Below are 26,248 nucleotides of genomic sequence, written 5' to 3'. Positions count from 1 at the left end.
GGGGAGGCCGGGAGGGGGGCGGAAGCGGCGGATACCCGTCAATAAAACACCGTCATGGCCGGGCTTGGCCCGGCCATCCACGCGTTTGTCGGTGACACGAAGAAAGCAACTCGTGGATCCCCGGGCCAAGCCCGGGGATGACGAATGAGTATGGGCGGCCTTACTTCCTCAGTTCCCCGCCCGTCGCCTTGTTCACCGCTGCGACGATCTTGGCCGACACGGCCTCGATCTCCGCATCGGTCAGCGTCTTTTCACGAGGCTGCAGCACCACCGACAACGCCACTGACTTCTTGCCCTCGGGCAAGCTGCCGCCCTGGAAGATGTCGAACAGCTTCACGTCGGTGATGAGCGCCTTGTCGGCACCCTTGGCGGCTTTCACCAATTTTTCGGCAGCGGCTCCCGCATCGACGATGAAGGCGAAGTCGCGCTCGAGCGGCTGGAAGGCGGAAGGATTGAGCAGCGGCCGGGCCGTGCCCTTGCCGCGCGGGGATGGCAGGCGTTCGAGGAAGACCTCGAACCCGACCGCCGGACCTTTGACGTCCAACTCCTGCAGCACTTTGGGATGAAGCGCACCGAACTGGCCGAGGATGGTGGGGCCGAGGCGCAACACGGCCGATTGGCCCGGATGGTAATGGGCCGGTGCCGCCGCCTCGATCTGCAGATTTTCGACCGGGACACCGAAGGCCGCCAACAGCGCCATGGCATCGGCCTTGGCGTCGAAGGCATCCAAGGGCCGCTGTTTGACCTGCCAGTGGCGCGGTGTGCTGCCCACGCGGATACCGGTCGCGGCCAGGATCTGGTCCTTGGCCGTCTCGCCGAGATAGGTCGGCCCGATCTCGAAAATGGCGAGATCGGAGAAGCCCCGCGCCGCGTTGCGCGCCGCCGCCATCAGCAGATTGCCGAGGATGCTGGGGCGCATGACGTCGAGATCGGTGCTGATCGGGTTGGCAAGCGGCACGAGGGCGTTATTGCCGGCGAACATGGCGGCGACAGTGCTCGGCATGAAGCTGAAGGTCACGGTCTCGTTCAAGCCCCGCACAGCCAGCAGGCGCTTGGCCTGGTGCACGCGCTTCTGGCCCAGACTGACGGCGACATTGGGCAGCGCGCTCAGGCGCGGCATGGAGACGGCCGGGATATGGTCGAAGCCATGGACCCGCATGACTTCCTCGACGATATCCGCCTCGCCTTCCACATCGGCGCGGAAGGACGGCACGGTCACCGACCAGCTGTCGAAATCCTTCTCGACGACCTTGAAGCCGAGATCGATGAGGATCTGCTTCTGCCGCTCAGTCGCCACCTCGACACCGCCCAGGCCCAGGACGCGGGACGGGCGGAAGGCGATCTCGCGCAAGGAAGTGGGGATCGTGCCGGCCGCGGTCACTTCGGAAACCTCGCCGCCGCAGAGCTCAAGGATCAGCCGTGTCGCCACGTCGATGCCCCAGATCTCCGATTGCGGATCAAGCCCGCGCTCGTTGCGATAGCGCGCATCCGACTGGATGCCGAGCTTGCGCCCGGTCTTCGCGGTGGTGATCGGGTCGAACAGGGCCGCTTCGAGGAACACGTTCGCCGTCGCCTCGGTACAGCCCGAAACTTCACCGCCCATGATGCCGCCGATCGCTTCCGGACCATTCTCGTCCGCGATGACGATCATGCCGGGCTCAAGCGTGTAGGTTTTGCCGTCCAGCGCCTCGATGGTCTCGCCTGGCTGGGCTGAGCGCATCATGACATGGCCCTTCACCTTGTCGGCATCGAACACATGGAGCGGCCGGCAGAGATCGAAGGTGACGAAATTGGTGATGTCGACCAGCGCCGAAATGGGCCGCAGGCCGATCGAGGTCAGGCGGTCCTGCAGCCATTGGGGCGAGGGGCCGTTTTTGACGCCCTTGAAATAGCGCCCGGCGGTGTAGAGCACGCCCGACTTGGCGCTCTCATCGATCGACCATTGGATCGGGCTTTTGAAGGTGCCGGGAATGTGCTTCTCGGCGATCGGCTTCAATTTACCGAGGCCGGCCGACGCCAGATCGCGCGCCACACCGAACACGCCCAGGCAATCGGCGCGGTCCGGTGTGATCTTGATCTCGATCACGGGATCGTTGAGGCCGCGATAATCGACAAAGCTCTGACCCACCGGCGCGTCTTCGGGCAATTCGATGATGCCGTCATGATCCTGCCCCAGACCCAATTCGCGCGCCGAGCAGAGCATGCCGTTCGATTCCTCGCCGCGGATCTTGCCAGCCTTGAGGTCCAAGCCCGTTCCCGGCACATGGGTACCGACGGGCGCAAACACGCCTTTCATGCCGGTGCGCGCATTGGGGGCGCCGCAAACGACCTGCAAAATGCCCTTGCCGGTGTCGACCTTGCAGACCCGCAGCCGGTCGGCATTGGGATGCTGCACGGCCTCGACCACATAGCCGACGACGAAAGGCTTCAGGCTCTCGGCCTTGTCCTCGACGCCTTCGACCTCGAGGCCGAGATCGGTCAGCTTCTTCGTGATGGTGGCCAGATCCGCATCGGTCTCGAGATGAGTCTTGAGCCAGGAGAGGGTGAATTTCATCGCGTCAGTCCTCCCACCATGGTGGGGATATCAAGGGGTACGAAACCGTAATGCCGCAGCCAGCGCAGATCGGATTCGTAGAAGGTGCGCAAATCGGGGATGCCGTATTTCAGCATGGCGATGCGCTCGATGCCCATGCCGAAAGCAAAGCCCTGATACTTGCTGGGATCGATGCCGCAATTCTTCAGCACGTTGGGGTGCACCATGCCGGAGCCGAGGATCTCCAGCCAGTTCTTGGCATTGCCGTCCTTGTCGCCGCCGAGCTTCAACGCGCCGCCCGACCGGTCGCAGCCGATATCGACCTCGGCCGAGGGCTCGGTGAAGGGGAAATAGCTGGGGCGGAACCTGACCGGCAGATTGTCGATGCCGAAGAAGGCGCGCACGAAATCCTGCAGGCAGCCTTTGAGGTGGCCCATATTGGTATGCGTGTCGATGACCAGGCCTTCGACCTGGTGGAACATCGGCGAATGCGTCATGTCGCTATCGACGCGATAGGTGCGGCCCGGGCAGATGACGCGGATCGGCAGATCGCCTTTCAGCATGGTGCGGATCTGCACCGGCGAGGTATGCGTGCGCAGCACCATCTGGCTGCCATCGGGCTTCTGCGGCAGATAGAAGGTGTCCTGCATTTGCCGCGCCGGGTGATCGGCCGGGATGTTGAGCGCGGTGAAGTTGTGGAAATCGTCCTCGATATCCGGCCCTTCGGCGACCGAGAAACCCATCTCGCCGAAAATGGCGACGATCTCGTCGATGGTCTGCGTAATCGGGTGGATGCGGCCCTCATATTCGGGGCGCGCCGGCAAGGTGAGGTCGAGCGTTTCGCGCGCGAGCTTCGCGTTCAAGGCGGCGTCGGCAAGGCCCGCTTTTTTGGCGTCGATGGCGGCGGCCACTTCGTCGCGCAGCACGTTGAGTCTGGCGCCGAAATCCTTGCGCTGCTCGGGGGCCAGTGTTCCCAGCACCTTCATCAGGCCTGAAATCTCGCCCTTCTTGCCCAGCGCATCGACGCGCACCTGTTCCAGCGCTTCGACGCTGCCGGTGCCAGCCACGGCCTCCAGCCACTTCTTCTGCAGGCCATTGAGGTCCTGCCCCGTATCACCCGACATCTTCCATCGATCCCCGTTGATCGTATTCCACAAACAAAAAAGGAGGCTCGGATGACCCGGCCCCCAGCTCTCGTCCCAAAACCTTGGCGCGATTGCGGCCGGTCAGTCCAGTTGCAGCAAAAACAAGGTCAGGGCACCACCCAGCAGGCTTTGCCGCTTGCCATCGATATAGGCCTGCTCGAAAGCGACTTTGCGGGTTTCGCGGTTGTTGACGAATTCGAGTGCGATCTTGTGGGCGGCACCCGACTGGCCGACGCGCTCGATATCGGCGGTGACCAGCACGATCGCATCGTTGTTGTAGCGCTCGGCCTTGGCACCCTTCCAGGCGACGGAGCCGCGCGCGCCGGCGATTTCACGCGCCACCGCATCGTTGCTCTTGCCCGGCACGATGCTCTCGGCCGCCTGCACGCTCGCCACATCGTCCTTATAGGAATCGCAAGCCGTCACCGCTGGCAATGCCAGGGCGACGGCTGCAATCACATAAAGAGTTTTAAGGCGAAGCGCCGGCATGGCCGTGCTTACTTCGCCAGAGCCTCTTGGGCCTGCTTCACCAGCGCCGCAAAAGCGGCCGGCTCGTGGATGGCGAGGTCGGAGAGGACCTTGCGGTCGACTTCGATGCCAGCGCGCTTCACGCCGTTGATGAACTGCGAATAGGTGAGGCCGTGCTCACGGACACCGGCATTGATGCGCTGGATCCACAGACCGCGGAAATCACGCTTCTTGGCGCGGCGGTCGCGATACGCATACTGCAGGCCCTTTTCGACCTTCTCGAGCGCAATGCGGTAGTTCGTGGAGGAACGCCCGACATAGCCCTTGGCCATCTCGAGCACTTTTTTGTGGCGGGCGTGCGAGGTGACGCCCCGTTTGGTACGTGCCATTTATCAGTTCTCCGTCAGTGCCTTAGAGCCCGTTGGGCAGGAAGAATTTAATGACCTTCTTGGCATCCGCCTCGAACATCACTTCGCTGCGGCGCGACTGCCGCTTCATCTTCTTCGGCTTGGCAGAGAGCATGTGGCGCTTGTTGGCCGGCTTGAACTTGACCTGACCGCTCGCCGTGAGCTTGAAGCGCTTTTTGGCGCCGCTCTTCGTTTTCATCTTGGGCATTTCATATCCTATTGAATAGATTGAGCATTCGGCTGCGTTTGGGCATGCCCTATGGTTCGCCTTGGACGCATTACTGCCGTGCGGGGCGGGTTATATAGGGGGGACGGCCTTTATTCAAGCCCTGCGCCGCCCTATCGATCACCCAAAGCTTGTAACCGGTAAAAGGCCTTTAGCCGGTTACATAGCCGCAGGCCCTGAGCGCCTCCAGCATGTGCGGCGGCGGCGGGGCTTCGACCCGGATCGGGTCCTTTTTGGGATAGAGCGGAACGACCAGGCTGCGGGAATGGAGGTGCAGCTTGGCACTGGGTTTGGGCGATCCGGCGGGGAGGTATTGCGGCTCGCCCAGGATCGGGCAGCCCAGATGAGAGAGATGCACGCGGATCTGATGGGTGCGCCCGGTACGGGGGCTGAGCTCCAGCCAATGCAGATGATCGCTGGAGCCCAGCAGCTTGTAATCGGTGACCGCCTTCTGCCCATCCTTGTCGTCATCGCCCACCACGACCATGCGCCAGCCGCCGGCGCGGGTGGTGAGCTTCTTGAGGCTGGCGGTGATGGTGCCCTGTTTGGCCGCGGGTGCTGCCGTCGTGACCGCCCAATAGGTCTTGCCGATCTTGCCTTCCTGGAAAAGCTTGCCGAGGCGGGAGAGGCCCTTGTGCTGGCGGCCCAAAGCGAGGCAGCCGGAGGTGTCGCGGTCGAGGCGGTGCGCCAGCGCCGGAGCCTTGGGCAGGCCGAAGCGCAAATGTTCGAAATCGCGTTCGAGATTGGGCCCGCCACCCCGCGAATTGGTACTGGGGCCGGCATGAACGGGGAGGCCCGCCGGCTTGTCGATCACCAGCATCAGGGCATCGCGATAAAGCAAGCGGGCCTGGATTTCCTGCGGTGTCATGCCGTGGCGGTGACGAGAGGCGGTTCGGGCAAGGATGGCTCGGCCAAGGCCGTCAGGGCCCATTCGCGGAAGGCGGCGATGCGGGCAAGATCGGTTTCGTCGGCGCGGCAGACGAGGGTGTAGGTGCGGCCCGTCATGATGCTGATGTCGAAGGGGGCGACCAGCTGGCCGCTGGCCACTTCCTCGGCACAGAGGCGCGGGTCGACTTCGGTGACACCGCCGCCGGAAATGGCCGCCTGCACCGCCTGGTCGGCCGTTTCGACGACGATCCCGCGCTCGACCGGCACGCCGGCACAGCCCACCTGGCGCGCCAGCATGCGCCAGTCATGCCAGGAATCGTTGCCCTGGCGGATATGCAGCAAGGGCGCCTTGGCGATCATCGTCTTGAGATCGGGCCAGTTCGATTTCTTGACCAGTTCCGGAGAACAAAGGGGCGAGGAACGCTCGCGCATCAGCACCTCGGCGATGAGGCCATCGGCCTCGACCTCGCCGAACAGGACGGCGAGGTCATGGCCGGAATTGCGGAAATCCGGATTGACCGGCGGCGTCTCCAGGCGGATCTCGAGATCGGCATTGGCGCGCTGGAATTCCGGCAGGCGCGGCAACAGGATGCGCCGCGCGAAGGTCGGCGGGACGGCAAGGCTCAGGGGCGGCTTCTTCGACTGGCGGCGGAACGAGCCGATGATGACGTCCATGCGGTCGAAGCTGTCGGTAAGGACGGGCAGCAGGCGCTTGCCTTCCTCGGTCAGTTCCAGCTGCGCCTTCCGCAGGATGAGGCCGACGCCCAGGATATCTTCCAGATTCTTGACCTGGCGGCTGACGGCGCTCTGCGTCACCAGCAATTCCTCCGCCGCCTTGGTGAAGCTTAGGAAGCGTGCCACCGCTTCAAAGGCACGCAGGGCGTTGAGGGGCGGCAATTGCCGTCTGTTCTTGTTTCGGTTCGTGCTCATCGCATTCGTCTGCTGAAGGAAGTCGGCGTGACGCGGCGCAATCTAACAGCGTCGCCGGGAAAAGGCGCTAGAGATATATCGGGCGGGGCTTGACCGAATGGACGGGTTTCGCGCGATCGGGGACATTGCCTGCCTACCACCGACGGGGGAGGGACTATCGCGAACTGACCGGTTCAATTGCTCGTCATGGGCGCATGAGGCCTCGTCATGGAATGAAAAGCGGGGCAGCTTATTTTACTTTTGTGCTACGCCGCGATTGACCTGACGCGCCGAATGCCTAATCTTGGCCGCGCGCAAAATCCTGGCCGGATAAGGCCGAGCCCACGATGAGGCCTCGTAAGAAGGCCATTTGGGGTGTGAGGCGGATGGCGCAAATCAAGACGGGGGCGTTCAATCGTGTCAGCTGCTGTAGCTGTCGAAGCTAAAAACGTAAGCAAGATTTTCGGGACGGGGGGCGCAGAAGTCCGTGCCCTGGACAATGTCTCGGTCACTATTCGCCAAAACGAGTTCTTCACCCTCCTGGGGCCATCCGGCTGCGGCAAGACTACATTGCTGCGCATGATCGCCGGCTTCGAGATGCCGAGCGACGGCAGCATCCTGCTGGAAGGCGAGGAGGTGGCGCATCTGCCGCCCTTCAAGCGCCATGTGAACACGGTGTTCCAATCCTACGCCCTGTTCCCGCATATGACGGTGTCGCAGAACATCGCCTTCGGCCTGGAAATGCTGGGCAAGCCCAAAGCGGAAGTGCAGGCGACGGTTACCGCCATGCTGAAGCTTGTGCGTATGGAGGAATTGAAGGACCGCCGTACCAGCCAGATTTCTGGCGGCCAGCAGCAGCGCGTCGCATTGGCGCGAGCGCTCGCACCCAAGCCGAAGGTTCTGCTGCTCGACGAGCCCTTGTCGGCGCTCGATCTCAAACTCCGCAAGGAGATGCAGATCGAATTGAAGCGCATGCAGATGGAGACCGGTATCACTTTCATCTTCGTGACGCATGATCAGGAAGAAGCCCTGACCATGTCCGACCGCATCGCTGTCATGTCCAAGGGCAAGATCCTGCAGATCGGTTCGCCGACCGAGATCTACGAACAACCGACCGTGCGCTTCGTCGCCGATTTCATCGGCGAAACCAACTTCATCGAGGCCGAAGTGACGCAGCGCATTGCCGCCGACGGACAGATCAAGCTGCCCTCCGGCGTCATGATCAGCCACCCGGTCGCCGAGAATGTCGGCGTCGGCGCCATGGTGACCCTGGCGATCCGACCGGAGCGCATCGATCTGGTGCGGCCCGGCGCCGAGGCGCATCTCACCGGCAAGGTGACGAACATCGTCTATTTCGGTACCGATACGACCTATCACGTGGAGATCGACGGCTCGCACCAGGAAGTCACCGTGCGCGTGCAGAACCGCCGCGGCCATCAGGAGGTCTTGAAGGCCGGCGACGTCGTGGGCCTGCGCATCGCCCCCGAAGCCATGCAGATCCTGAAGGATTGAGTCGCCATGGCTGACGCCAAATCACTCTCCAACAAGGCGGCGCTGGCCTCCGCCGCAGTCGACCGGCGCGATACGCGCAATCGCTGGCTGCTGTCGACACCGGCGCTCCTCATCCTCCTGGTGGCGGCGATCGGCCCCTTGGCCATCGTCGTCGTCTATTCCTTCCTGCAGAAGGGCGGCTATGGCGGCGTCGAGTGGAAATTCTCGGCCGACGCCTGGTTCGGCGTCGTCTTCCAGAAGGATATTTTCACCGATGAGGTGACGCTTGCCGACGCGCATATGTCGATCCTGTGGCGCTCGGTGAAGCTTTCCTTCCTCAGCACCGCGCTGGCGCTGGTGTTCGGTTTCCCGACCGCCTATTTCATCGCCACGCGCAACGACAAGACGCGCGATCTGTGGCTGTTCCTGATCACCATTCCGTTCTGGACCAACCTCCTCATCCGCACCTTCGCGGTGATGGAAGTGATCCGCAACGAAGGCATCGTCAACTCGATCCTGCTGGCCTTGGGCATCGTCGACGCGCCGGTCCAGATCCTGTTCACCGACGGGGCGGTGATGATGGGCCTGCTCTATGTCTATCTGCCGCTCATGGTGCTGCCGCTCTATGCCAGCATGGAACGCATCGATTTCCGCCTGGTCGAGGCCGGCTACGATCTCTATGCGACGCGCTGGCGGGTGTTGCGTCACGTCATCTTTCCGCTGGTCAAGCCCGGTGTCATCGCCGGCTCCATCCTGGTCTTCATTCCCTCGCTCGGTGCCTATGTGACGCCGCGCGTGCTGGGCGGCGGGCGCAATCTGATGCTCGGCAACCTCATCGACATGCAGTTCGGCCAGGCGCGCAACTGGCCGCTGGGGGCCGCCCTTTCCATTACCCTGATGGCCGTGGTCATGATCGCCCTGCTGTTCTATGTGAAGAATGCCTCGAAGACGGAGGCGCGTCATGGCTGAGCCGGCAAAAGCACCGTCCGACGCCAAGCCCAGACGCGGCCGCGGTTTCGATGTCAAGAAGCAGACCGGCTTCACCACCATCGCCATGCTCTGCTTCCTGATGCTCTATGCGCCGATCCTGACGCTGGTGGTCTATTCGTTCAACGCCGGCACCTCGGTCGCCATCTGGGAGGGCTTCTCGTGGCGCTGGTATGAATCGGCCTGGGCCAACGGACAGGTGAAGGACGCCGCCATGCGCTCTCTCACCATCGCCATCATCGCCGCCTTGATCTCGACCTTCGTGGCGACGCTGGCCGCCTTGGCAACCACCCGGACCAAGCCCTTTCCCGGCCTGACCTTCATCTATGCCTTCATCAATCAACCCCTGATGGTGCCGGAAATCGTGACCGGTGTGGCACTCCTGATCTTCTTTGCCGCGATCAAGAACGCTACCGGCTATACGGGCCTCGGCTACCTGCTCATCGCCCACACGGCGTTCTGCATTCCCTTCGCCTATCTGCCGATCCGGGCCAGGCTGGAGAACATGGACCTGTCGCTGGAACGGGCGGCGGCCGATCTCTATGCGACACCCTTCCAGACCTTCCGCCGCGTCACCCTGCCGCTGCTCTGGCCGGGTATCCTCGCCGGCGGCATGCTGGCCTTCGTCATCTCGCTTGACGATGTCGTGATCACGGAATTGGTGAAATCAGGCGGACAGGATACGCTTCCGACCTATATGCTGGGGCAATTGAAGCGTATCGTGACTCCGGAAATGAATGCCATCTCGTCGGTCTTCCTGGCGATATCGATCGTGATGGTGACGATCTTCTTCCTGCTCAACAGGAAGAAAGCATGACCGATCGACGGGCCGCCCCTCCCCGTTCCGCGGGGAAGGGATGTCCGGCGGGGCAAGACGTTCGGTTGGCGTTCGGTTCGAACTAGAAGATGCCCGAAAGCCAGGCAATGACCTGGCAGGGGGCGGTGCAGCAGCAAGTTGGAGGATCAAGTGACATATCTACAGGCTTTCAAGAGTACGGCCATGGCCGTCACTATCATGCTGGCGCTGAGCGCCTGCGGCGAGAAGAAGGAAGAGGCTTCGTCAGAGGCAGCGCCGGCCGCGACCAGCGAAGCGGCCTCGACGGCCACCAGCGAGGCAGCACCCGCCACCAGCGAAGCTGCACCCGCGGCGACCAGCGAAGCAGCGGCCGCGGCACCGGCCGGCGGCGAGCTCAACATTTATAACTGGGGCAACTACACCAACCCCAAGCTGATCGAGAAGTTCGAGAAAGAGAACAACGTCAAGGTCACCGTGACCGACTATGACTCGAACGACATCGCTCTCGCCAAGATCAAGGCCGGCGGCCATGGCTTCGACATCGTCGTGCCGAGCAGCAACTTCGTGCCGATCTTCATCCAGGAAGGCCTCCTTGAGGAGACCAAGCCGAACACCATGTCGAACTTCAAGAACATGGATCCGCGCTGGGTCGATGTCGAGTTCGACAAGGGCCGCAACTACACGGTTCCCTGGCAGTGGGGCACCACCGGCATCACGGTCAACACCAAAGCCTATCAGGGCGACGTGAATACCTGGGCGATCCTGTTCGACACCCCGGCCGAGCTCAAGGGCAAGGTCAATGTGGTGCCGGAAATGAGCGACGTCATCGCCGCGGCCCTCGCCTTTAAGGGCTTCGATCCGAAGTGCAACGGCAACAAGGACGAGCTGATGCAGGTCCGCGACCTGCTGATGAAGGCCAAGCCGGACTGGATCTCGATGGATTACGGCAATGTCGAGAAGTACGCCAAGGAAGATCTGATGGCGGGCATGAACTGGAACGGCGCCTCGATGCGCGCGCGTCTCCAGAACGACAAGATCGTCTATGGCTATCCGAAGGAAGGCATCGCCGTCTGGATGGATAACGTCTCGGTCATCAAGGGCGCGAAGAACCTCGAGAACGCGAAGAAGTTCCAGAACTTCATCATGGACCCGGAGAACGCCGCGCTGATTTCCGATTTCGCCAAATATGCGAACGGCATCGTGGGTTCGGACAAGTTCCTCGACCCGGCCTTTGCCACGGCGCCGGAAATCAACCTGCCGGAAGGCCAGAAGACCTTCATCATGCCGGCCTGCGCGCCGGAGGTGACGGAGCTTCACACCGCCATCTGGACCGAACTGACGAAGTAAGCTGACCAGCTGGCTGCGGCACCCGTTTCCCCTTGGGGTATGGCGTGCTGCAGCCAGCCTTTGTTTTATCGTCATCCCCGGGCTTGACCCGGGGATCTGGTGCGACCGGGCGCGGTAATCTTCAGTCACCAACTGATCCCCGGGTCAAGCCCGGGGATGACGACATGGAGATACGGCGGCTGAACCATGACAACCGGATTGTCGCAAAACCCATATATCCCCCGCGAACACTGGGACCGGGCGCCGTATAACCGCTGGTCGTTCCAGCATGTGCGGGAAATTCTGCCGACCGCCGAGGTGTGGCGCGGTGCAGGCCCGGTCAGCGAACTGCCGCGCCATCCCCGACGTCTCGACGAGATCCGCTTTCAGGCCGCGCGCGGCGAGATCAGTATCGGCCAATTCCTCGACGACAATTTCACCGACGGCTTCATCGTGCTGCAACACGGTGCCATCATCTTCGAACGCTATATGAACGGGATGCATGAGCGGTCGGCGCATCTGTCGCAATCGGTCGCCAAGTCCTTCCTCGGGGCACTTTACGGCATCCTGGTCGAACGCGGCGCCGTCGATACGCGGCAGCAGGTCACGCATTATCTGCCGGAACTTGCGGCCACGGCCTATGAAGGCGCCACCATCCAGCAGGTGCTGGATATGGGGTCGGGTGTGGCTTATGACGAAACCTATACCGATCCCTTCTCCGATGTGGGCCAGACCGATGTCGCCAGCGGCTGGAAGCCCAAGCCCGCGGGCGACAAGCGCGATTGGCCGGGCTCGATCTGGCAGCAGATCCTGCGGCTGAAGAAGCGCGAGGCGGCGCATGGCAGCCGCTTTCTCTATCGTTCGATCGAGACCGACGTGCTGGCCTTTGTGGCGGAGCGCGTCACCGGCCAGCGCTTGGCCCAGCTGATGAGCCGCGAGTTGTGGCAACCCTTGGGCATGGAAGAGAACGCCTATTACACGGTCGATGCGCAAGGCTATGCGCTGGCCGATGGCGGCCTCAACGCTACTTTGCGCGACTACGCGCGTTTCGGCCTGATGGTCGCGCAGGACGGTTACATGAACGGGCGGCAGATCGTGCCGGCAAACTGGATCGCCGAGACGCGGCGGGCCAATCACGATCTCTTCGGGCCGGACTATCGCGAAACCATGCCGCTCGGCGCCTATCACAATCAATTCTGGATGTCGGACCATCGCACGCGCACACTTTCTTGCCATGGCGTGTTCGGGCAATGGATCCACGCCGATCCGGATGCTGGCATCGTCATCGTCAAACTCTCCTCCTGGCCGGACTTCCTCGACGATGCGCGCTTCCTGGAACAGGAAGCAGCGGCGGCCGCCATCAAGAAGGTTCTTGGCCATGGTTGATCACAGCAAGCTCCAATATCCGCCCCGCGACGGCTGGGACCGGGCGCCCTGGAACCGCTGGTCGTTCCAGCATGTGCGCGAAATGGTGCCGACGGCCGAGGTGTGGCGTGGGCGCGAGCAGGCCAGCCAGTTTCAGCGGAACCCGCAACCGCTGGAGCGTATCCGGTATCAAGGCGAGAGCGGCGAGAAGAGCATCGGCGATTTCCTGGACGATACCTTCACCGATGGCTTCATCGTTCTGCATCGCGGGCGCATCGTGTTCGAGCGCTATATGAACGGCATGAACGAGCGCACGCTGCATCTGTCGCAATCGGTCGGGAAATCGCTGATCGGCATCCTGGTCGGCATCTATCAGGCGCGCGGCTGGATCGATGTCGAGTCTCCGATCACGCGCTATCTGCCGGAACTTGCCGCCACCGCCTATGCTGGGGCCAGGGTGCAGCATGTGCTGGACATGACCAGCGGCGTCACCTTTGACGAAACCTATACCGATCCGTTCTCCGACATCGCCAAGATCGACGTCGCCTGCCAATGGCGACCGCGTCCCGATGACGGGCGCGACTGGCCCAAGACGATCTGGGACGTGGTGCTGGGATTGAAGGCGCGCGAGGCCGACCATGGCGCGCGCTTCTCCTATCGCTCGGTCGAAACCGACGTTCTGGCCTTCGCCCTGGAGCGGATTTCCGGGCGGCGTCTTCCCGAAATCGTCAGCCGCGACCTGTGGCAGCCCTTGGGTGCCGAAGAAAGTGCCTGCTACACGGTCGATGCGGCGGGCTACGCGCTGGCCGATGGCGGCTTCAATGCAACCTTGCGCGACTATGCGCGCTTTGGCGAGATGCTGACCCAGGACGGGCTCTTCAACGGACGCCAGATCGTGCCCGCCGCCTGGGTGCAGCGCAGCCGCCGGGGCGATCATGATAAATTCACCGGCGATTACCGCATTGCGACGCCGCACGGTGCCTACAGCCAGCAATTCTGGCTGGAGGATCACCGCACGCCGGTGCTGCTGGCGCGCGGGGTCTTCGGGCAGCTGATCTATTCCGATCCGGCCTATGGCTTCACGGCGGTGAAGCTCTCCTCCTGGCCGGATTTCCGCAACAACGGCCTGTTGCGCGAGACGTTGGCGGCGCTCAACTCCCTAAAATGCGCGCTTAATGTGTGAATTTGCACAAACGAAAAAGTAACCAATCACCGACTATTCTGGGGGACATGATGAAGAACGACGATCTCATTTATATGAGTGCCAGCGAAGCGGCGGCCCTGTTCCGCAAGCGCAAGTTGTCGCCTGTGGAATTGATGAGCGCCGTGATTGCGCGGGCCGAGGAAGTCGAGCCGAAGATCAATGCCTTCACGTTCAAGCATTATGACGAGGCGATGGACCTTGCCAAACAGGCCGAAGCCAAGTTCATGAAGAAGGGCGCCAGGGTCGGCGCGCTCGAAGGCCTGCCCATCGCCATCAAGGACGAGAGCTGGATCGCCGGCAAGCCCACCTCCTACGGCTCGCTCACCACGCAGAATTTCGTGCCCGACAAGACCTCGGCCAACAATGAGCGCATCCTGAAGGCCGGCGGCATCGTGCATGCGCGCACCGCCACCCCGGAATTCTCCTGCGCCTCCTATACGCATTCGCGCCTCTGGGGTGTGACGCGCAATCCGTGGAACCGGCGCTTTACCACCGGCGGCTCGTCCGGCGGCTCGGGCGCCTCGCTTGCGGCGGGGACAGCGCCCCTCGCCATGGGTTCCGATATCGGCGGGTCGATCCGTATTCCGGCCGCGGCCTGTGGCGTCGTCGGATATAAGCCGCCCTATGGCCGCAACCCGGACGATCCGCCCTTCAACCTCGACCCCTATTGCCATACCGGGCCGATGACCCGGACCATCGCCGACGCCATCCTGCTGCAGAACGTCGTCTCTGGCCCCAGCCCTTATGACATCGCCTCGCTGCGGCCCAAGCTGCGCCTGCCCACCGACTACAAGCCGATCAAGGGCTGGAAGATCGCCTATTCGATGGACCTCAACGTCTATGAGGTCGACAAGGAAGTGGTCGCCAACACCAAGCGCGCGCTGCGCGTCTTCAAAAGCCTCGGCGCCACGGTCGAGGAAGTGGATCTCGGCTGGACGCGCAATGCCATCGATACCGGCATGTGGCATCTCGAGCATCTCTTCGGCACCCAGCTCAACCAGACGGCCAAGAAATACGGCCATCTGATGACGACCTATGCCCGCAACTTCGCCAAGAAGGGCTCCAAATCCAGCGCCGACCTCTTCTTCAAATCGATGGAAGGTGCGGTGAAGATGTATGAGACGTTCGGTCCGATGATGGAGAAATACGATCTCTTCATCTGCCCGACGACGGCATTGCCGGCCGTGAAGGCCGATTTCGACGAGAACAAGGACCAGGTGCGCATCAACGGCAAGGTCTCGCCATTGCCCAAGATTCTCGCCTGGTGCATGACGACGCCGTTCAACACCCTCTCGCGCTGCCCAGTCCTTGCGGTGCCGACGGGGCATGCCACGAACGGTGTGCCCACCTCGATCCAGCTCATCGGCCGCACCTACGCCGATGCCGACGTGTTCCGCGCCGGTGTCGCCTATGAAGCGGCGGTCGGCGGCTGGTACGCCAAGCCCAAGACGCGCCCGGACCTCTGATCATGCGCACGGTCTACAGCGAGGATCACCGCCTGCATGACGGCAAGCATGAACTGCTGGAAGGGCAGTTCATGAAGGCCCATGAAATGCCGCGCCGCGCCGAAATCGTCATCGACCGGGTGCGGGCCACGAAGCTCGGCGAGGTCTTGAAGCCACAGGATTTCGGCCTCGAGCCGATCCTCAAGGTGCATGACCGCGGCCTGGTGGATTTCCTCAGTGTCGCCTGGCGCGACTGGGCGGCGACGGGGCGTACCTTCGATGCCCTGCCGCATGTCTGGCCGGTGCCGGGGCTGGGGCGGCGCCTCTCCGACAGCATCGACGGCAGGCTTGGCTATTACGCCATCGATGCGGGAACGCCGATCATGGCGGGAACCTGGTCCGCCGTGCGCGCGTCGGCCAACACCGCCTTGACGGCGCAGAAGCTGGTGGCGACCGGCGAGCGTGCGGCCTTTGCCCTCTGCCGCCCGCCCGGGCATCATGCCGGCAGCGATTTCTACGGCGGCTATTGCTTTCTCAACAATGCCGGGATCGCGGCGCAAGCCTTCCGCGACCAGGGTGCCAAGCGGGTCGCCATCCTCGACGTCGACTATCATCACGGCAACGGCACGCAACAGATGTTCTACGAGCGCGACGACGTGCTCACCATCTCGCTCCATGCCGATCCCAAACAGGAATTCCCCTATTTCATCGGTTATGCCGACGAGATGGGTGCCGGCGCCGGCGAGGGCTACCACATGAACCTGCCGCTGCCCTGGGGCACGGATTGGCGGCGCTATGCGGAAGCGCTCGACGTCGCCTTGAAGCGGATCGAGCAATATGGTGCCGAGGCCCTGGTCATCTCATTGGGGCTCGACACGTTCGAGCATGACCCGATCTCGCGCTTCAAGCTGGCCGAGGGCGATTATCACCGCCTGGGCGAGCGCATCGCCTGGGCCGACCTTCCGACCCTGTTCGTGATGGAGGGCGGCTATGCGGTCGAGGCGCTGGGCGTCAACACCGTCAATGTCCTGATGGGGTTCGAGCAACGCTGATGTGGCGCGAAGCGGTCAAATGGGTGCGTCGGCCGGCGGTTCTCCTCGTGATCGTCGGCCTCGTCCTGCCCAATCTCGCCTTCGTCGCCTTGTCTCTGTTCGGCATTTCCGTGCCGCCCAGGACTCTGCCGATCATCCTCTATCTGCTGGCAGCGACCAGCATCCGTTTCCTGCCCAGCCCGATCGTGGTCCTGCTCTTCGTGGGCGCGCTGGTCTTCGACATCATGTTCTGTGCCACGCAGCTCTTCGGGCTCACCTTGACCGAAGCGATGTTCGCGCTACGCTTCATCAACGAGCTCGATATCCTGAGTTCCAAGCTCTATATCGTGTTGATCGTCCTGCTCATCGCTGTGTTCGGCGGTACATTCTACCTGCTGACGCACCAGGCACGGCACATGCGAAGGGCGCGTGCCTTGCCGATGCTGCTGCTGGGCCTCGCCGCCCTGCCCGCCGACCTCTGGTTCAATACGCCGGGCGATTCGGCCATGTGGGTGAAGGTCGGCACCGAGCGGCCATTCGAATCGGCCATGGAGAAATCCGGCTATCTGCAGCTGGTCCAGCAGCCGAACGGCCGGCACATGCTGGTGGTGATCGTCGAGGCGATGGGGCATTTCAACGACCCAGCGATACAGGGCATGCTGGAACAAGCCATCCGCTCGGCCGGTATCGAAAGCCGCTATGTCGTGACCGGCGGCACCAACAGTTTCATCGGCGGCACGACTTCGGCCGAGATGCGCGAATTCTGCGCCACGCGCGACAGCTACCTGGACTATCTGACGACCGACCGGCCGGACTGTCTGCCGTTTGCCATGACGCAAAAGGGATACCTCACCAACGGGTATCACGGCTTCTCGCGGGACATGTTCGAGCGCGGCAAATGGTGGCCCCATATCGGCTTTGTCGAGCGACATTTCGCCGAGGACATGCAGCAGCCCGGGGAGAAGCTGTGTGGCGACGTCTTCGTCGGCATTTGCGACCCCAGGCTGGTGCAGACCGTCGCCGCGCGCCTTAAATCGGCGACCCAGCCGCAATTCAGCTATCTATTGACCTTCAATACCCATGTGCCGGTGATCGCCGACCAGGGTTACGGCCATCTGGATTGTCTGCACAAGGATCCGCGCGTCCCGGAGCGCGAGGTTTGCTTCATGGCCGATGCCTGGATCGAGCTACTGCACACGATTGCCGAATCCTTCGCCGATCCGGCAACACCGCCCACGGAAATCCTGATCGTCGGTGACCATGCCCCGCCTCTGTGGTACCGCAAGGCGCGCGACCTCTTTACGCCCGGCGAAGTCACCTGGTTCCGTCTCAGCCCCAAGGGCTGATCGTCTCAATTCGTCTTCAGATAGGCGCGGCCGCCCAGGCGTTCCAGAAAGACGCGGGCGAGGTTGTATTCCAGGAACTGGCGCATATCGGTATCGACGACATGCTGAAAATATTCCCGCGCCTTCTTCTTGTCGCCTTTGATCATCGCAGCGGCACCAAGATAGAAGTGCCAGTCGAAATCCTGGTATTTCCGCAAGACTTCGGTGCCGGTGGTGGCCGCCTGCTTCAATGCCGCATCGCTGCTTTCACCGATGAGATAGAGGGCGAGCGGTGCCGGCCATTCGGTGGTCGGCCAGCGCTTCAGCAGATCGCGCAAGGCGTCCTTGCCTTCCGCGGGCTTGCCTGCTTCGCCCAGCGCCAGAAAGAGCAGCAGCGGGTCGAACGGCTCGGTGGGGTCGAGCTTGGCGGCTTCGCGGTAATCGGCGATGGCGCCAGTCAGATCGCCCTTGATGTGACGTATCGTACCGCGCAGCGCGATATGCCCGCCGGACGGCTTGGCGTCGAGCTTGATGGTGAGGTCGGCATCCGACAATGCCGCGTCGACTTCGCCGAGATCGAGGTGAACGATAGCGCGTGCGCTGATGGCCGAGGGCATGTCCGGCTCTATCAGCAGAGCCGCTTCGATATCGTCGAAGGCGGCATCGGGTTCGCCGACGCGCATGTGGTAATTGGCCCGTTCGACCAGCAGATAGGCGGCATCCGGCCGGGCCTCGATCGCGGCGTCGTAATCCTCGCCCGCCCCCTTCATATCGCCCAGTTCGACTCGCGCATTGGCGCGGGTGAGCCGGGCCGAGACATTGCCGGGGTCGAGTTGCAAGGCGGCGTCGTAATCGACGAGGGCGCGGCGATAATCGTAGTCGCCGAAGAGCAGCGAGCCGCGCGTGATGTGGAGGCGCGCGCTCCCCGGAAACCGGCGAATGAGCAGATCGAGGTCGGCCATGGCGGCCTTGGCGTCGCCCTGCAGCTTGTCATTGCGATAGCCGCGCAGCAGCGCGCGGGCGTAAAGCGCCGGAGCAAAACCCGGATCGGCGCGCAGCGCCGCCGAATAGTCGACCAGGGCGGCGGCCTCGTCATCGCCGGCTTCCAGCCATAGGCCGCGCCGCGTCAGCAGCATGGGCGAGCGGGGCTTCCGCTCCAACGCCTTGGTGAGGTCGAGGACGGCCGGTTTGGGCGCGTTCACGTCGTAGCCCCGATCGGTCGCGTGATTCTTGGCGAGATAGGCGTCGATGATGGGGTCCTTCGGCAGATAGGGGGCAATCTGCGACAGGAAGGCGGAGACGGGCACGGCAGTCGGCAGCAGATCGAGATAGTCAGGCGCCTGCGGATCAATGATCTGCGGCTTCATCTCCTCCCAATGCTCGTTCTTGCCGATGACGCTGATGGCCAGCACGCGCGGCCAATCTTCGCCGGCTTCGGGCTTCTCAGCGAGGATCGGGCCACCGGAATTGCCGGGCAGGGTGGTGCAATCATGCTGCCAGCCGGTGCTGTCGATCTGGCCGAGCAAGGTGCATTTGGGGTCGACGGTCAGCTTGTCATTGTCGTGATCGGCGGGGAGGCCGACCGAGATCGCGGCAAGCGCGCCGCCATCCTGGGTGAGCGTGCTGGTCGAGACAGGCTTCAATTTGAGATAGCCGAACCCTTCATCGCCCAGGCACCGGTCGAGCTTCAGCAGGGCCCAATCGTCCCAGCCGGCCTTCAGCCAGGCAGCGCGCCGATCCGCGGTCGACCCGCTGTCGAAATCATGGGATTCGCCCCACACCACCGGCCGCGCCGGGCTCAATGCCGCGAAGGAGCGTGCTTCCTTGTACTCTGGACCCAATTCGCCGCTGCCGGCGAAAAATAGCATGACCTGGTCGGCGCTGATGCCTTCGGGCTCGGCGACGACATGGGCGGCGGTCAGCACATGACAGGGCGAGACCAGGAAGCCGGTGCCGAGGGCCGCACCGTTGGCACCCAGATGCAGCACCATGCCGATGGCGCCCATCGGCTCACCCGGTTCGCGCGGGACGCTGACGCGGTCATCGGCGACCTTGGCCAGTGCCCCATGCGTAAGAAGCAGCAGACCGAAAAGAGAGGCAAGGAGATAGCTGAGGCGCATTCAAGGTTCCAGTGCGAGGCAGGTCCGCAAGCGGTTATGCGGCATCATGGTAACGGTTCGTGGCGAAAATTGGGCCGGCGTTAGCCAAGCTTTTCCGCCATGAAATAGCGGCCCGGTTTGACCCCGTCGGGTAGCGGGAGCGGGTGCAGCGCCGGCGCTGTGATGGGCTGGTCGCTGACCACCACGGCGCCGGGCGCCATGAGCGCTGCGATATCCGGGGCGAGGCGGGCGGCCAGTGCCTGGCTCGCCTCAGCATCACCGCTGCCGAGATCGACATGGATGAAGGCTGCGGCACCAGCGCCCAGGCGCGCCAGGGCTTGCGGCAAGGTTGCGGTGAAGTCACCGATGAACAGCCGGTCGGGCGCTGGAATGCAATCGGGATGTGCTGCTACCTGGCGGTCGAAGACATAGATTTCGCGGCCCGGGCAGATCTCACGTAGATGATCGAAAGTGCGGCCGTTGCCGAGGCCGAGTTCAAGGACGATCCCGGGCAGTTTGCCGGTGCGTTCGGCGGCGGTGCCAAGGCAGCTGCGCTGCGCTTCAAGGCGGCGGATGAAACTGTCGAGGCGGCTCACGTTGATGTTCTCACTTCCGAAGTGCTCACTTGCGTGCCGCCACCGCTTCGCGCAATTGGATATTCATGTGCTCGATGCGCTGGGCGAGGACGCGCATGACCTCAATGCCGATCGAGGGGAAGTCGGTCACCATGCGGAAGAACAGTTCCTTGGTGATCTTTAGAACGGTCATCGGTTCGGTGGCACGGATGGTCGCGGTACGCGGCACATCCATGAGGATGCCGATTTCGCCAACAAAGGCGCCGGGGCTGGCATCGGCCACTTTCAGCGGCCCGCCCGGTGTGTCGACCAGGATGTCGGCAGAGCCGCTGAGGATGATATAGGCGGCGTCGGCGGCATCGCCCTGGTGAAACAACTGGTCGCCCGGCTGGTATTGCGCGCGCTCGCTGGCAAAGGCCATCAGCTTGAGCTTGGCCGGTTCGACCTTGGCAAAGAGCGGAATTCGCTTCAGCGCCTCGACATCTTCCTGAATACTCATCGCACCCATCCCAGATAGAAGACCTATTCCAGATCGGCCGCTTGCCTAGGCAGCCGGCCCGATTGTCGCCCCGATCCGCCTAAATTTCATCATCCTTCCGGCGCACCCAACAGCGCCTGGAATTTTGAATTCGGCCGGTCCAGATCGGCGGGCTTCCCCGCCTCGGCGATACGCCCGTTCAGCATGACCACGACACGGTCGAAGTTTCGAGCCAGGGCCGCCGTGTGCGTCACGAATACCAGGGTCGCGTCCTTGATGTTCTGACGGATCCCGGCAAGCAACCGACGCTGGCTGGCTTCATCGAAGGCCGAAATCGTGTTGTTGAGAATGACAAGCTGCGGCCGTTTCAGCAAGGCGCGGATGAGTCCGGCCTTCTGGCGCTGGGCAAACGACAGTTTCTTGCCGGCAGCGCCCACATTGAAGGTAAGGCCGACGGCGATGACCTGGGGCCGCAAGGCAAGGCTGTCGATGACTTCGGAAAGGACGGCACCGACCTTCTGCGCTGCCTGTGCCTGGCCATAGACCAGGCGGCCGAACAGGATGTTGTCCTGCACCGTGGCGGCGGCGTTGTAGCGGTCGGGGTCGTAGAATTCGATCGACGCCGCCTGGTCCTTGGGCAGCAGGTCGCGGAACAGGCTGCGGGCCTTGAGGAGCTTATCTTCCAATGCCGTGTCGATGAGGCCCAAACGGTGCCGGGCTTCGATATAGGGGAAAGTCAGGGCAATCAGGCGCCGTTTGTCCTCGGCCGTCGCGGCTTCAAGCCCCGTCCGCTGCAGCCGGGTGGTCAATTGCTGGAACAGCGGCAGGTCCTCGGCCGAAATGAAGCTGAACTGTTCGAAGAAGGGGTGGCCCGCCGGCAGGTCGGCGAACAATTCGACCATGGTGGTCGCGATCTGCTGGCCGAGCGCAATCAAATCGCCGGTGATCTGGGCCGCCGACAGCACGCCGGACAGATGGGCGTTGGTGGCCAGGGCTTCCGGTGCGAAGACGGCATCGAGCGCCGTGCCGAACAGCACGTTCTCAGCCACCGTCATGTTGCGGTTGTAGCGTGCCGGATCGAAGGGTTCGACGAGTGCGGCCAGTTGCGGTTCCGCCAGACGCATGCGCACGGCGGCGCGCGCCTTCAGGAACTCTTCGGCCAGGCCAACATGGCTCTTCGGATCGACGCGACCGCGCAGGCCGAACTGATAGACGTCCTCCTCGAATTCGACCGTCACCAGCAATTCGCGCAGCCGCGCTTCGAGTTCAGCCCGGTCGGCCACACCGGCGCCTTCATAGTCGATCCAATCGGCATGGATATCGAGGGTCGGGTTGCCGGCGCGCTTGGTTTCGTAGAGGCGCCGTTCATGGGCGATCAGTTGCGCGCCCTCATAGACCGCTTCGCGCACGGGGCGATGCTTGAGGCCATAGAGCAGATTGTCCTCAAGCGAGACGGGCAGCAGATAGGTTTCGTCGCCGAGATAGGCAAAGCGCCGTCCGGTGACACTTTCCGGCAGCTCGCCAAGATCGCGCGCACCATAGCGGACCTTGCCTGATGTCGGTCGCACCAGCCGCGCCATCAGGCCGGCAAGCGCTTCCTTGCCGCTGTTATTGGCGCCGACGAAGGCAACATGTTCGGTCGGGGCAAGATCGAGCGATACGTCCTCCACGAGCGGGGCACCGCTTTCGTCGATATAGGTGACGCGCTCGATGGTGAGAGGCGCCGGATCGATGCTGTTTTCGCCGTCGAGCCGCTGCAGATCCGGTTCCAGCATGCCGGGCGGGGTGAACTGCTCGATCACCTGATCGTATTTGATCTGCACGTCCTGGCGCTGCTGGTCCCAGTCGATCAGTTCCTTGATCGGCGAGGGCAGATCCTTATAGGCGTTGATGGCGGCAAAGAGCGTGCCGACATCGAACTGGCCCTTGAGCGCGAAATAGCCACCGATGACGAAATAGAGAAATGGCGTCGTCTGGGCCAGCATGTTGTTGATATATTTGACCAGGAACTTCCGTTTGTAGAGGTCGAAGCGGATCTGGAAGATCTTCCCTAAGCGATTGGAGATATCGGCGCGTTCGTAATTCGATGTGTCGTTGGCATGGATCTCGATGGCGCCGTCGACGCTTTCGGCAATGCGGCCGGCGAGCTGGCGGGCGGTGATCTGGCGCTGCTTGCCGAGCTGCAGGATCTTCACCCGCAACCTGGGGATAAGAATGAACTGGACCAGCAGCATCGAGATGGTGATGAGGCCCATATAGAGGTTCTGCATGAACACGAAGAACAGGGCCGTCACCGCCATGCCGCCGAGATAGGCCGGGGTGATGAAGGCATCACCGATGAAGCCGCCTAGCGGCTCCACCTCGTCCTTGATCATGGTGGCGATTTCCGCCTGCTTCACTTTGCGGAAATGCAGCAGCGGGAATTGCAGGACCCGGTCGAACAGCTCGAAGCGCAGGCGCCGCAGCATGCGTTCGCCGAGCCGCCCCTTCTCGGTATTGACCAGCTGCTTCATCCAGCCATTAAGGACGACGAAGAAGAGGTAGGAAAAACAGAGGGCAAAGAGATATTCGACCTGAGGCAGGGGAATGCCGTCAAAGAGCGATATCCGGCCGCCCAGAAATTCGGGCAAGGGCAGTTCCAGCTTCAAGAAGCTGGCCGTCGTGCTGTCTTTGAACGCGCCGCCCTGAATCGCGTCGTTGATGATTCGCTTGGGAAGGTCTAGGGAGACGAAGTACACCAGCAGACTGACAACGACGATGACCAGAATGACCCGCTGGTCACGCTTGGAATGGCGCCAGATGTATTTGAAGAGATTTGGCTCCATGACCCCGGCTTTTCCCCGAAATGTGACCCAAGAAACCCCGACCCGATCCGCAATGGAAACGAATTATCCCGCCATGTCAATGCTTTGGCCAGTGTGGACATTTCCCCGCAGTCACCAAACTTTGGCTTTCGAGCGACATTTCTCTTGTGCCATACTTCCCGGGCAAGTGCATTGCGGGCCATGGGTTGAGGCTCGCAGCGTTCGGGGGGATCGGGGCGCGTGCAAATGGAAGACGCCATGACCAGGGGCGCCCGCGTCCTTATTTATTCACATGATACGTTCGGCCTTGGCCATTTGCGCCGCTGCCAGACCATTGCCCATTGGCTGGTCGAGCAGAACAAGGACATGTCGGTCATCATCCTGACCGGCTCGCCCATCATCGGCAGCTTTAATTTCCGTGCCCGGGTCGATTTCGTGCGCATTCCGGGCGTCATCAAGCTGCGGTCGGGCGACTATACCTCGCTCTCGCTCCTCATCGACACCGAGGAGACGCTGGCCCTGCGCTCCTCGATCATCAAACATACGGCCGAAATCTTCGATCCGGACATCTTCATCGTCGACAAGGAGCCCCTGGGCCTGCGCGGCGAGGTGACCGAGACGCTGGAAATGCTCAAGGAGCGGGGCACCCATCTGGTCCTGGGCCTCCGCGACATCATGGACGAGCCGGCGGCCCTGGTGCCCGAATGGCGCCGCAAGAACGTGCTGCCGGCGCTCCGCGACCTTTACGACGCCATCTGGATTTATGGCCTGCCGCAGATCTGCCAGCCGCTGGAGGGGATCGACCTTCCCAAATCCGTGCAGCGCAAGATGATCTATACCGGCTACCTGCACCGCTCCCTGCCGCAGGGGCCGGGCCTGCCGGTGCCGCTGCAGAAGATCGAATCGCCCTATCTGCTGGTGACGACCGGCGGCGGCGGCGATGGCGAGGACGTGGTCGATTGGGTGCTGCGCGCCTATGAAAACGACAAGCGCCTGCCCTATCCCGCCCTTCTGGTCCTGGGGCCCTTCATGCATTCCGACCGCCAGGCGGAATTCCTGCTGCGTGCGGCCAAGCTCGACAAGGTCGAAGCGATCACGTTCGACGCGCAGATGGAGCATGTCATGGCACGCGCCATCGGCGTCGTCGCCATGGGCGGCTACAACACCTTCTGCGAGATCGTGTCGTTCGACAAGCGCGCTCTCATCGTGCCGCGGACCCGCCCGCGCATGGAGCAGTTCATCCGCGCCGCCAAGGCCGAGGAACTGGGACTTGCCGCCATGCTGGAAGATGACGGCGTGCGCGACTGGAAGAAAATGGCCACCGCCTTGCGGCAGCTGCCGCAGCAATCGCTCCCCTCCGAAGTGGTCGTGCCGGGCCTGCTCGACGGGCTCAACAACGTCAACCGCCTCGCCCAACAGGCCCTGGAACGCGGCCGCCGCCCGGCCTCTCTGCGGCTCGCGCAACGCAAGCGCTGATCGATCGACTTCGTGACCGGCCGCATCCTCTTTCTCCTCAAGGGCTATCCGCGCCTCTCCGAGACCTTCATCGCCCAGGAGATTCTGGGCCTGGAGGGCCGCGGCATCCCGCTTGAGATCTGGAGCCTGCGTTTTCCCACCGACAAGTACCGTCACCCGGTGCATGACGAGATCAAGGCGAAGGTCACCTACCTGCCGGAATATCTCTATCAGGAGCCGGGCCGGGTTCTTCGCGGGGTGCTGGTGGCCCTGAAACGGCGCGGTTTCGCGCGCGCCTTCCTGCAATGGTTGAAGGATCTGGTGCGCGATCCGACGCCCAATCGTGGCCGCCGCTTCGGCCAGGCCTGCGTGCTGGTGGCCGAGATGCCGGCCGATACCTTGCGCCTGCATGCCCATTTCCTGCACACGCCGGCCTCGGTTGCCTATTACGCCCATCTCATCGCCGGAACGCCCTGGTCCTGCTCGGCTCATGCCAAGGACATCTGGACGTCGCCTGATTGGGACAAGGCGGAGAAACTTGCCAGTCTCGACTGGCTGGTGACCTGCACGGCCAGCGGCCACGCGCATCTCCAGACGCTGGTCGACGACAAGGCCAAGGTGGCCTTGGTCTATCATGGCCTCGATTTCCGCCGCTTTCCGGAACCGCCGGCGCGTGCGGCAAAGGCCGGGCCGGTCGAGATTCTGTCGGTCGGGCGCCTGGTGGAGAAGAAAGGCTATCCGACGCTGCTGGAGGCGCTGGCGCTCTTGCCCAAGGATTGCCAATGGCGCCTCACCCATATCGGCGGCGGGCCGTTGGATGCTGAACTGAAGGCCAAGGCCACGGGGCTTGGCATCAACGACCGCATCCAGTGGTTGGGCGCCCTGCCGCAGGAGCGGGTGCTTGCGGCCTATCGCGCCGCCGACCTCTTCGTTCTGGCCGCCCAGATCGCCGCCGATGGCGACCGCGACGGCCTGCCCAACGTGCTGATGGAAGCGCAAAGCCAGCGCCTTGCTTGCATCGCGACCAACATTTCCGGCATCCCCGAACTCATCAATGACGGTGAAACCGGCCTGCTGGTGCCGCCGGAAAATGCGGCGGAACTTGCCCGTGCCATCCGCACATTGATCGAAGACCCGGCCAAGCGCGAGGCTCTGGCCGCAGCCGGCTTCACGCGCCTCCACGCCCATTTCGCCATGGAGGCCGGCATCGAGGATCTTCAGCGCCGATTTGCGGCGGAGAGCCATTAGTCACTTTTCCCTGGACCCTCGACGCATCCCCCGGCACCATCCG

22 protein-coding genes are annotated in these 26,248 nt (G+C 62.9%); 11 read left to right on the top strand and 11 right to left on the bottom strand.

Annotated features, from left to right (window positions below; all coding sequences use genetic code 11):
* Nucleotides 1–160: 160 nt before the first annotated feature.
* The 7 genes from pheT to ACE3OA_RS09185 all read right to left on the bottom strand — a co-directional run bounded on the left by pheT (nucleotide 161) and on the right by ACE3OA_RS09185 (nucleotide 6,597).
* Nucleotides 161–2,554: a phenylalanine--tRNA ligase subunit beta gene (gene pheT, locus ACE3OA_RS09215; RefSeq protein ID WP_374310245.1), complete on the bottom strand. Its 2,394-nt coding sequence runs from the start codon at nucleotides 2,552–2,554 to the stop codon at nucleotides 161–163.
* The gene (gene pheS, locus ACE3OA_RS09210; protein WP_374310243.1) at nucleotides 2,551–3,657 is read right to left on the bottom strand and encodes a phenylalanine--tRNA ligase subunit alpha; all 1,107 of its coding nucleotides are present in this window, start codon (nucleotides 3,655–3,657) and stop codon (nucleotides 2,551–2,553) included. Before pheS ends, pheT begins: the two co-directional genes overlap by 4 nt.
* A 102-nt stretch (nucleotides 3,658–3,759) precedes the next feature.
* Nucleotides 3,760–4,167, bottom strand: coding sequence for a hypothetical protein (locus ACE3OA_RS09205; protein ID WP_374310241.1), 408 nt, complete (start codon nucleotides 4,165–4,167; stop codon nucleotides 3,760–3,762).
* An 8-nt stretch (nucleotides 4,168–4,175) separates the two neighbouring features.
* Nucleotides 4,176–4,535 (bottom strand): 50S ribosomal protein L20, encoded by a 360-nt coding sequence (rplT, locus tag ACE3OA_RS09200; protein WP_374310239.1) that lies wholly within the window; start codon nucleotides 4,533–4,535, stop codon nucleotides 4,176–4,178.
* Nucleotides 4,536–4,557: 22 nt separating this feature from the next.
* Nucleotides 4,558–4,761: a 50S ribosomal protein L35 gene (gene rpmI / locus ACE3OA_RS09195; protein ID WP_374310237.1), complete on the bottom strand. Its 204-nt coding sequence runs from the start codon at nucleotides 4,759–4,761 to the stop codon at nucleotides 4,558–4,560.
* Between the two features lie 169 nt (nucleotides 4,762–4,930).
* Nucleotides 4,931–5,647, bottom strand: coding sequence for an RluA family pseudouridine synthase (locus tag ACE3OA_RS09190; RefSeq protein WP_374310235.1), 717 nt, complete (start codon nucleotides 5,645–5,647; stop codon nucleotides 4,931–4,933).
* Complete coding sequence (locus ACE3OA_RS09185; protein ID WP_374310233.1) at nucleotides 5,644–6,597, bottom strand: LysR substrate-binding domain-containing protein; 954 nt, start codon at nucleotides 6,595–6,597, stop codon at nucleotides 5,644–5,646. Before ACE3OA_RS09185 ends, ACE3OA_RS09190 begins: the two co-directional genes overlap by 4 nt.
* Before the next feature lie 396 nt (nucleotides 6,598–6,993).
* Between ACE3OA_RS09185 and ACE3OA_RS09180 the strand changes: the two genes are divergently transcribed.
* The 9 genes from ACE3OA_RS09180 (at nucleotide 6,994) to ACE3OA_RS09140 (ending at nucleotide 17,567) form a co-directional block, all read left to right on the top strand.
* Nucleotides 6,994–8,088 (top strand): ABC transporter ATP-binding protein, encoded by a 1,095-nt coding sequence (locus ACE3OA_RS09180; RefSeq protein ID WP_374310231.1) that lies wholly within the window; start codon nucleotides 6,994–6,996, stop codon nucleotides 8,086–8,088.
* A 6-nt stretch (nucleotides 8,089–8,094) separates the two neighbouring features.
* Complete coding sequence (locus ACE3OA_RS09175) at nucleotides 8,095–9,036, top strand: ABC transporter permease (RefSeq protein ID WP_374310229.1); 942 nt, start codon at nucleotides 8,095–8,097, stop codon at nucleotides 9,034–9,036.
* Nucleotides 9,029–9,871, top strand: a complete 843-nt coding sequence (locus ACE3OA_RS09170) for an ABC transporter permease (RefSeq protein WP_374310227.1) — start codon at nucleotides 9,029–9,031, stop codon at nucleotides 9,869–9,871. The genes ACE3OA_RS09175 and ACE3OA_RS09170 overlap by 8 nt, the downstream gene beginning before the upstream one ends.
* Nucleotides 9,872–10,054: 183 nt before the next feature.
* A complete protein-coding gene (locus tag ACE3OA_RS09165) occupies nucleotides 10,055–11,197 on the top strand; it encodes an extracellular solute-binding protein (protein ID WP_374310225.1) in 1,143 nt (380 codons plus the stop codon).
* 186 nt (nucleotides 11,198–11,383) lie between these two features.
* Nucleotides 11,384–12,562, top strand: coding sequence for a serine hydrolase domain-containing protein (locus ACE3OA_RS09160; protein ID WP_374310223.1), 1,179 nt, complete (start codon nucleotides 11,384–11,386; stop codon nucleotides 12,560–12,562).
* Nucleotides 12,555–13,724 carry a serine hydrolase domain-containing protein gene (locus ACE3OA_RS09155; RefSeq protein WP_374310221.1) on the top strand — a complete coding sequence of 390 codons (1,170 nt, stop codon included), beginning with the start codon at nucleotides 12,555–12,557 and terminating at the stop codon, nucleotides 13,722–13,724. The genes ACE3OA_RS09160 and ACE3OA_RS09155 overlap by 8 nt, the downstream gene beginning before the upstream one ends.
* A gap of 47 nt (nucleotides 13,725–13,771) precedes the next feature.
* On the top strand, nucleotides 13,772–15,211 hold the full coding sequence (locus tag ACE3OA_RS09150) for an amidase (RefSeq protein WP_374310219.1): 1,440 nt from the start codon (nucleotides 13,772–13,774) through the stop codon (nucleotides 15,209–15,211).
* Nucleotides 15,212–15,213: 2 nt separating this feature from the next.
* A complete protein-coding gene (locus ACE3OA_RS09145; RefSeq protein ID WP_374310217.1) occupies nucleotides 15,214–16,242 on the top strand; it encodes a histone deacetylase family protein in 1,029 nt (342 codons plus the stop codon).
* On the top strand, nucleotides 16,242–17,567 hold the full coding sequence (locus ACE3OA_RS09140) for a hypothetical protein (protein WP_374310215.1): 1,326 nt from the start codon (nucleotides 16,242–16,244) through the stop codon (nucleotides 17,565–17,567). The genes ACE3OA_RS09145 and ACE3OA_RS09140 overlap by 1 nt, the downstream gene beginning before the upstream one ends.
* 5 nt (nucleotides 17,568–17,572) lie before the next feature.
* Here the strand turns inward: ACE3OA_RS09140 and ACE3OA_RS09135 are convergent, their stop codons facing one another.
* From ACE3OA_RS09135 to ACE3OA_RS09120, 4 genes are all read right to left on the bottom strand, one after another.
* On the bottom strand, nucleotides 17,573–19,666 hold the full coding sequence (locus ACE3OA_RS09135; RefSeq protein ID WP_374310213.1) for a tetratricopeptide repeat protein: 2,094 nt from the start codon (nucleotides 19,664–19,666) through the stop codon (nucleotides 17,573–17,575).
* 80 nt (nucleotides 19,667–19,746) lie between these two features.
* Nucleotides 19,747–20,241 (bottom strand): class I SAM-dependent methyltransferase, encoded by a 495-nt coding sequence (locus tag ACE3OA_RS09130; RefSeq protein ID WP_374310211.1) that lies wholly within the window; start codon nucleotides 20,239–20,241, stop codon nucleotides 19,747–19,749.
* Between the two features lie 25 nt (nucleotides 20,242–20,266).
* On the bottom strand, nucleotides 20,267–20,719 hold the full coding sequence (locus ACE3OA_RS09125; protein ID WP_374310209.1) for a cyclic nucleotide-binding domain-containing protein: 453 nt from the start codon (nucleotides 20,717–20,719) through the stop codon (nucleotides 20,267–20,269).
* Between the two features lie 89 nt (nucleotides 20,720–20,808).
* Nucleotides 20,809–23,523, bottom strand: a complete 2,715-nt coding sequence (locus tag ACE3OA_RS09120; protein WP_374310207.1) for an ABC transporter transmembrane domain-containing protein — start codon at nucleotides 23,521–23,523, stop codon at nucleotides 20,809–20,811.
* A gap of 237 nt (nucleotides 23,524–23,760) precedes the next feature.
* On the opposite strand from ACE3OA_RS09120, the gene ACE3OA_RS09115 reads away from it, so the two are divergent.
* Together ACE3OA_RS09115 and ACE3OA_RS09110 are read left to right on the top strand one after the other, a co-directional pair.
* Nucleotides 23,761–24,978, top strand: coding sequence for a glycosyltransferase family protein (locus tag ACE3OA_RS09115; protein WP_374310205.1), 1,218 nt, complete (start codon nucleotides 23,761–23,763; stop codon nucleotides 24,976–24,978).
* Nucleotides 24,979–24,990: 12 nt separating this feature from the next.
* Nucleotides 24,991–26,205, top strand: coding sequence for a glycosyltransferase family 4 protein (locus ACE3OA_RS09110; protein ID WP_374310203.1), 1,215 nt, complete (start codon nucleotides 24,991–24,993; stop codon nucleotides 26,203–26,205).
* Nucleotides 26,206–26,248: the final 43 nt, after the last annotated feature.

Source organism: Dongia sp. (assembly GCF_041906375.1).
GTDB lineage: Bacteria > Pseudomonadota > Alphaproteobacteria > Dongiales > Dongiaceae > Dongia.
This window is presented reverse-complemented; position numbering and strand designations above follow the sequence as displayed.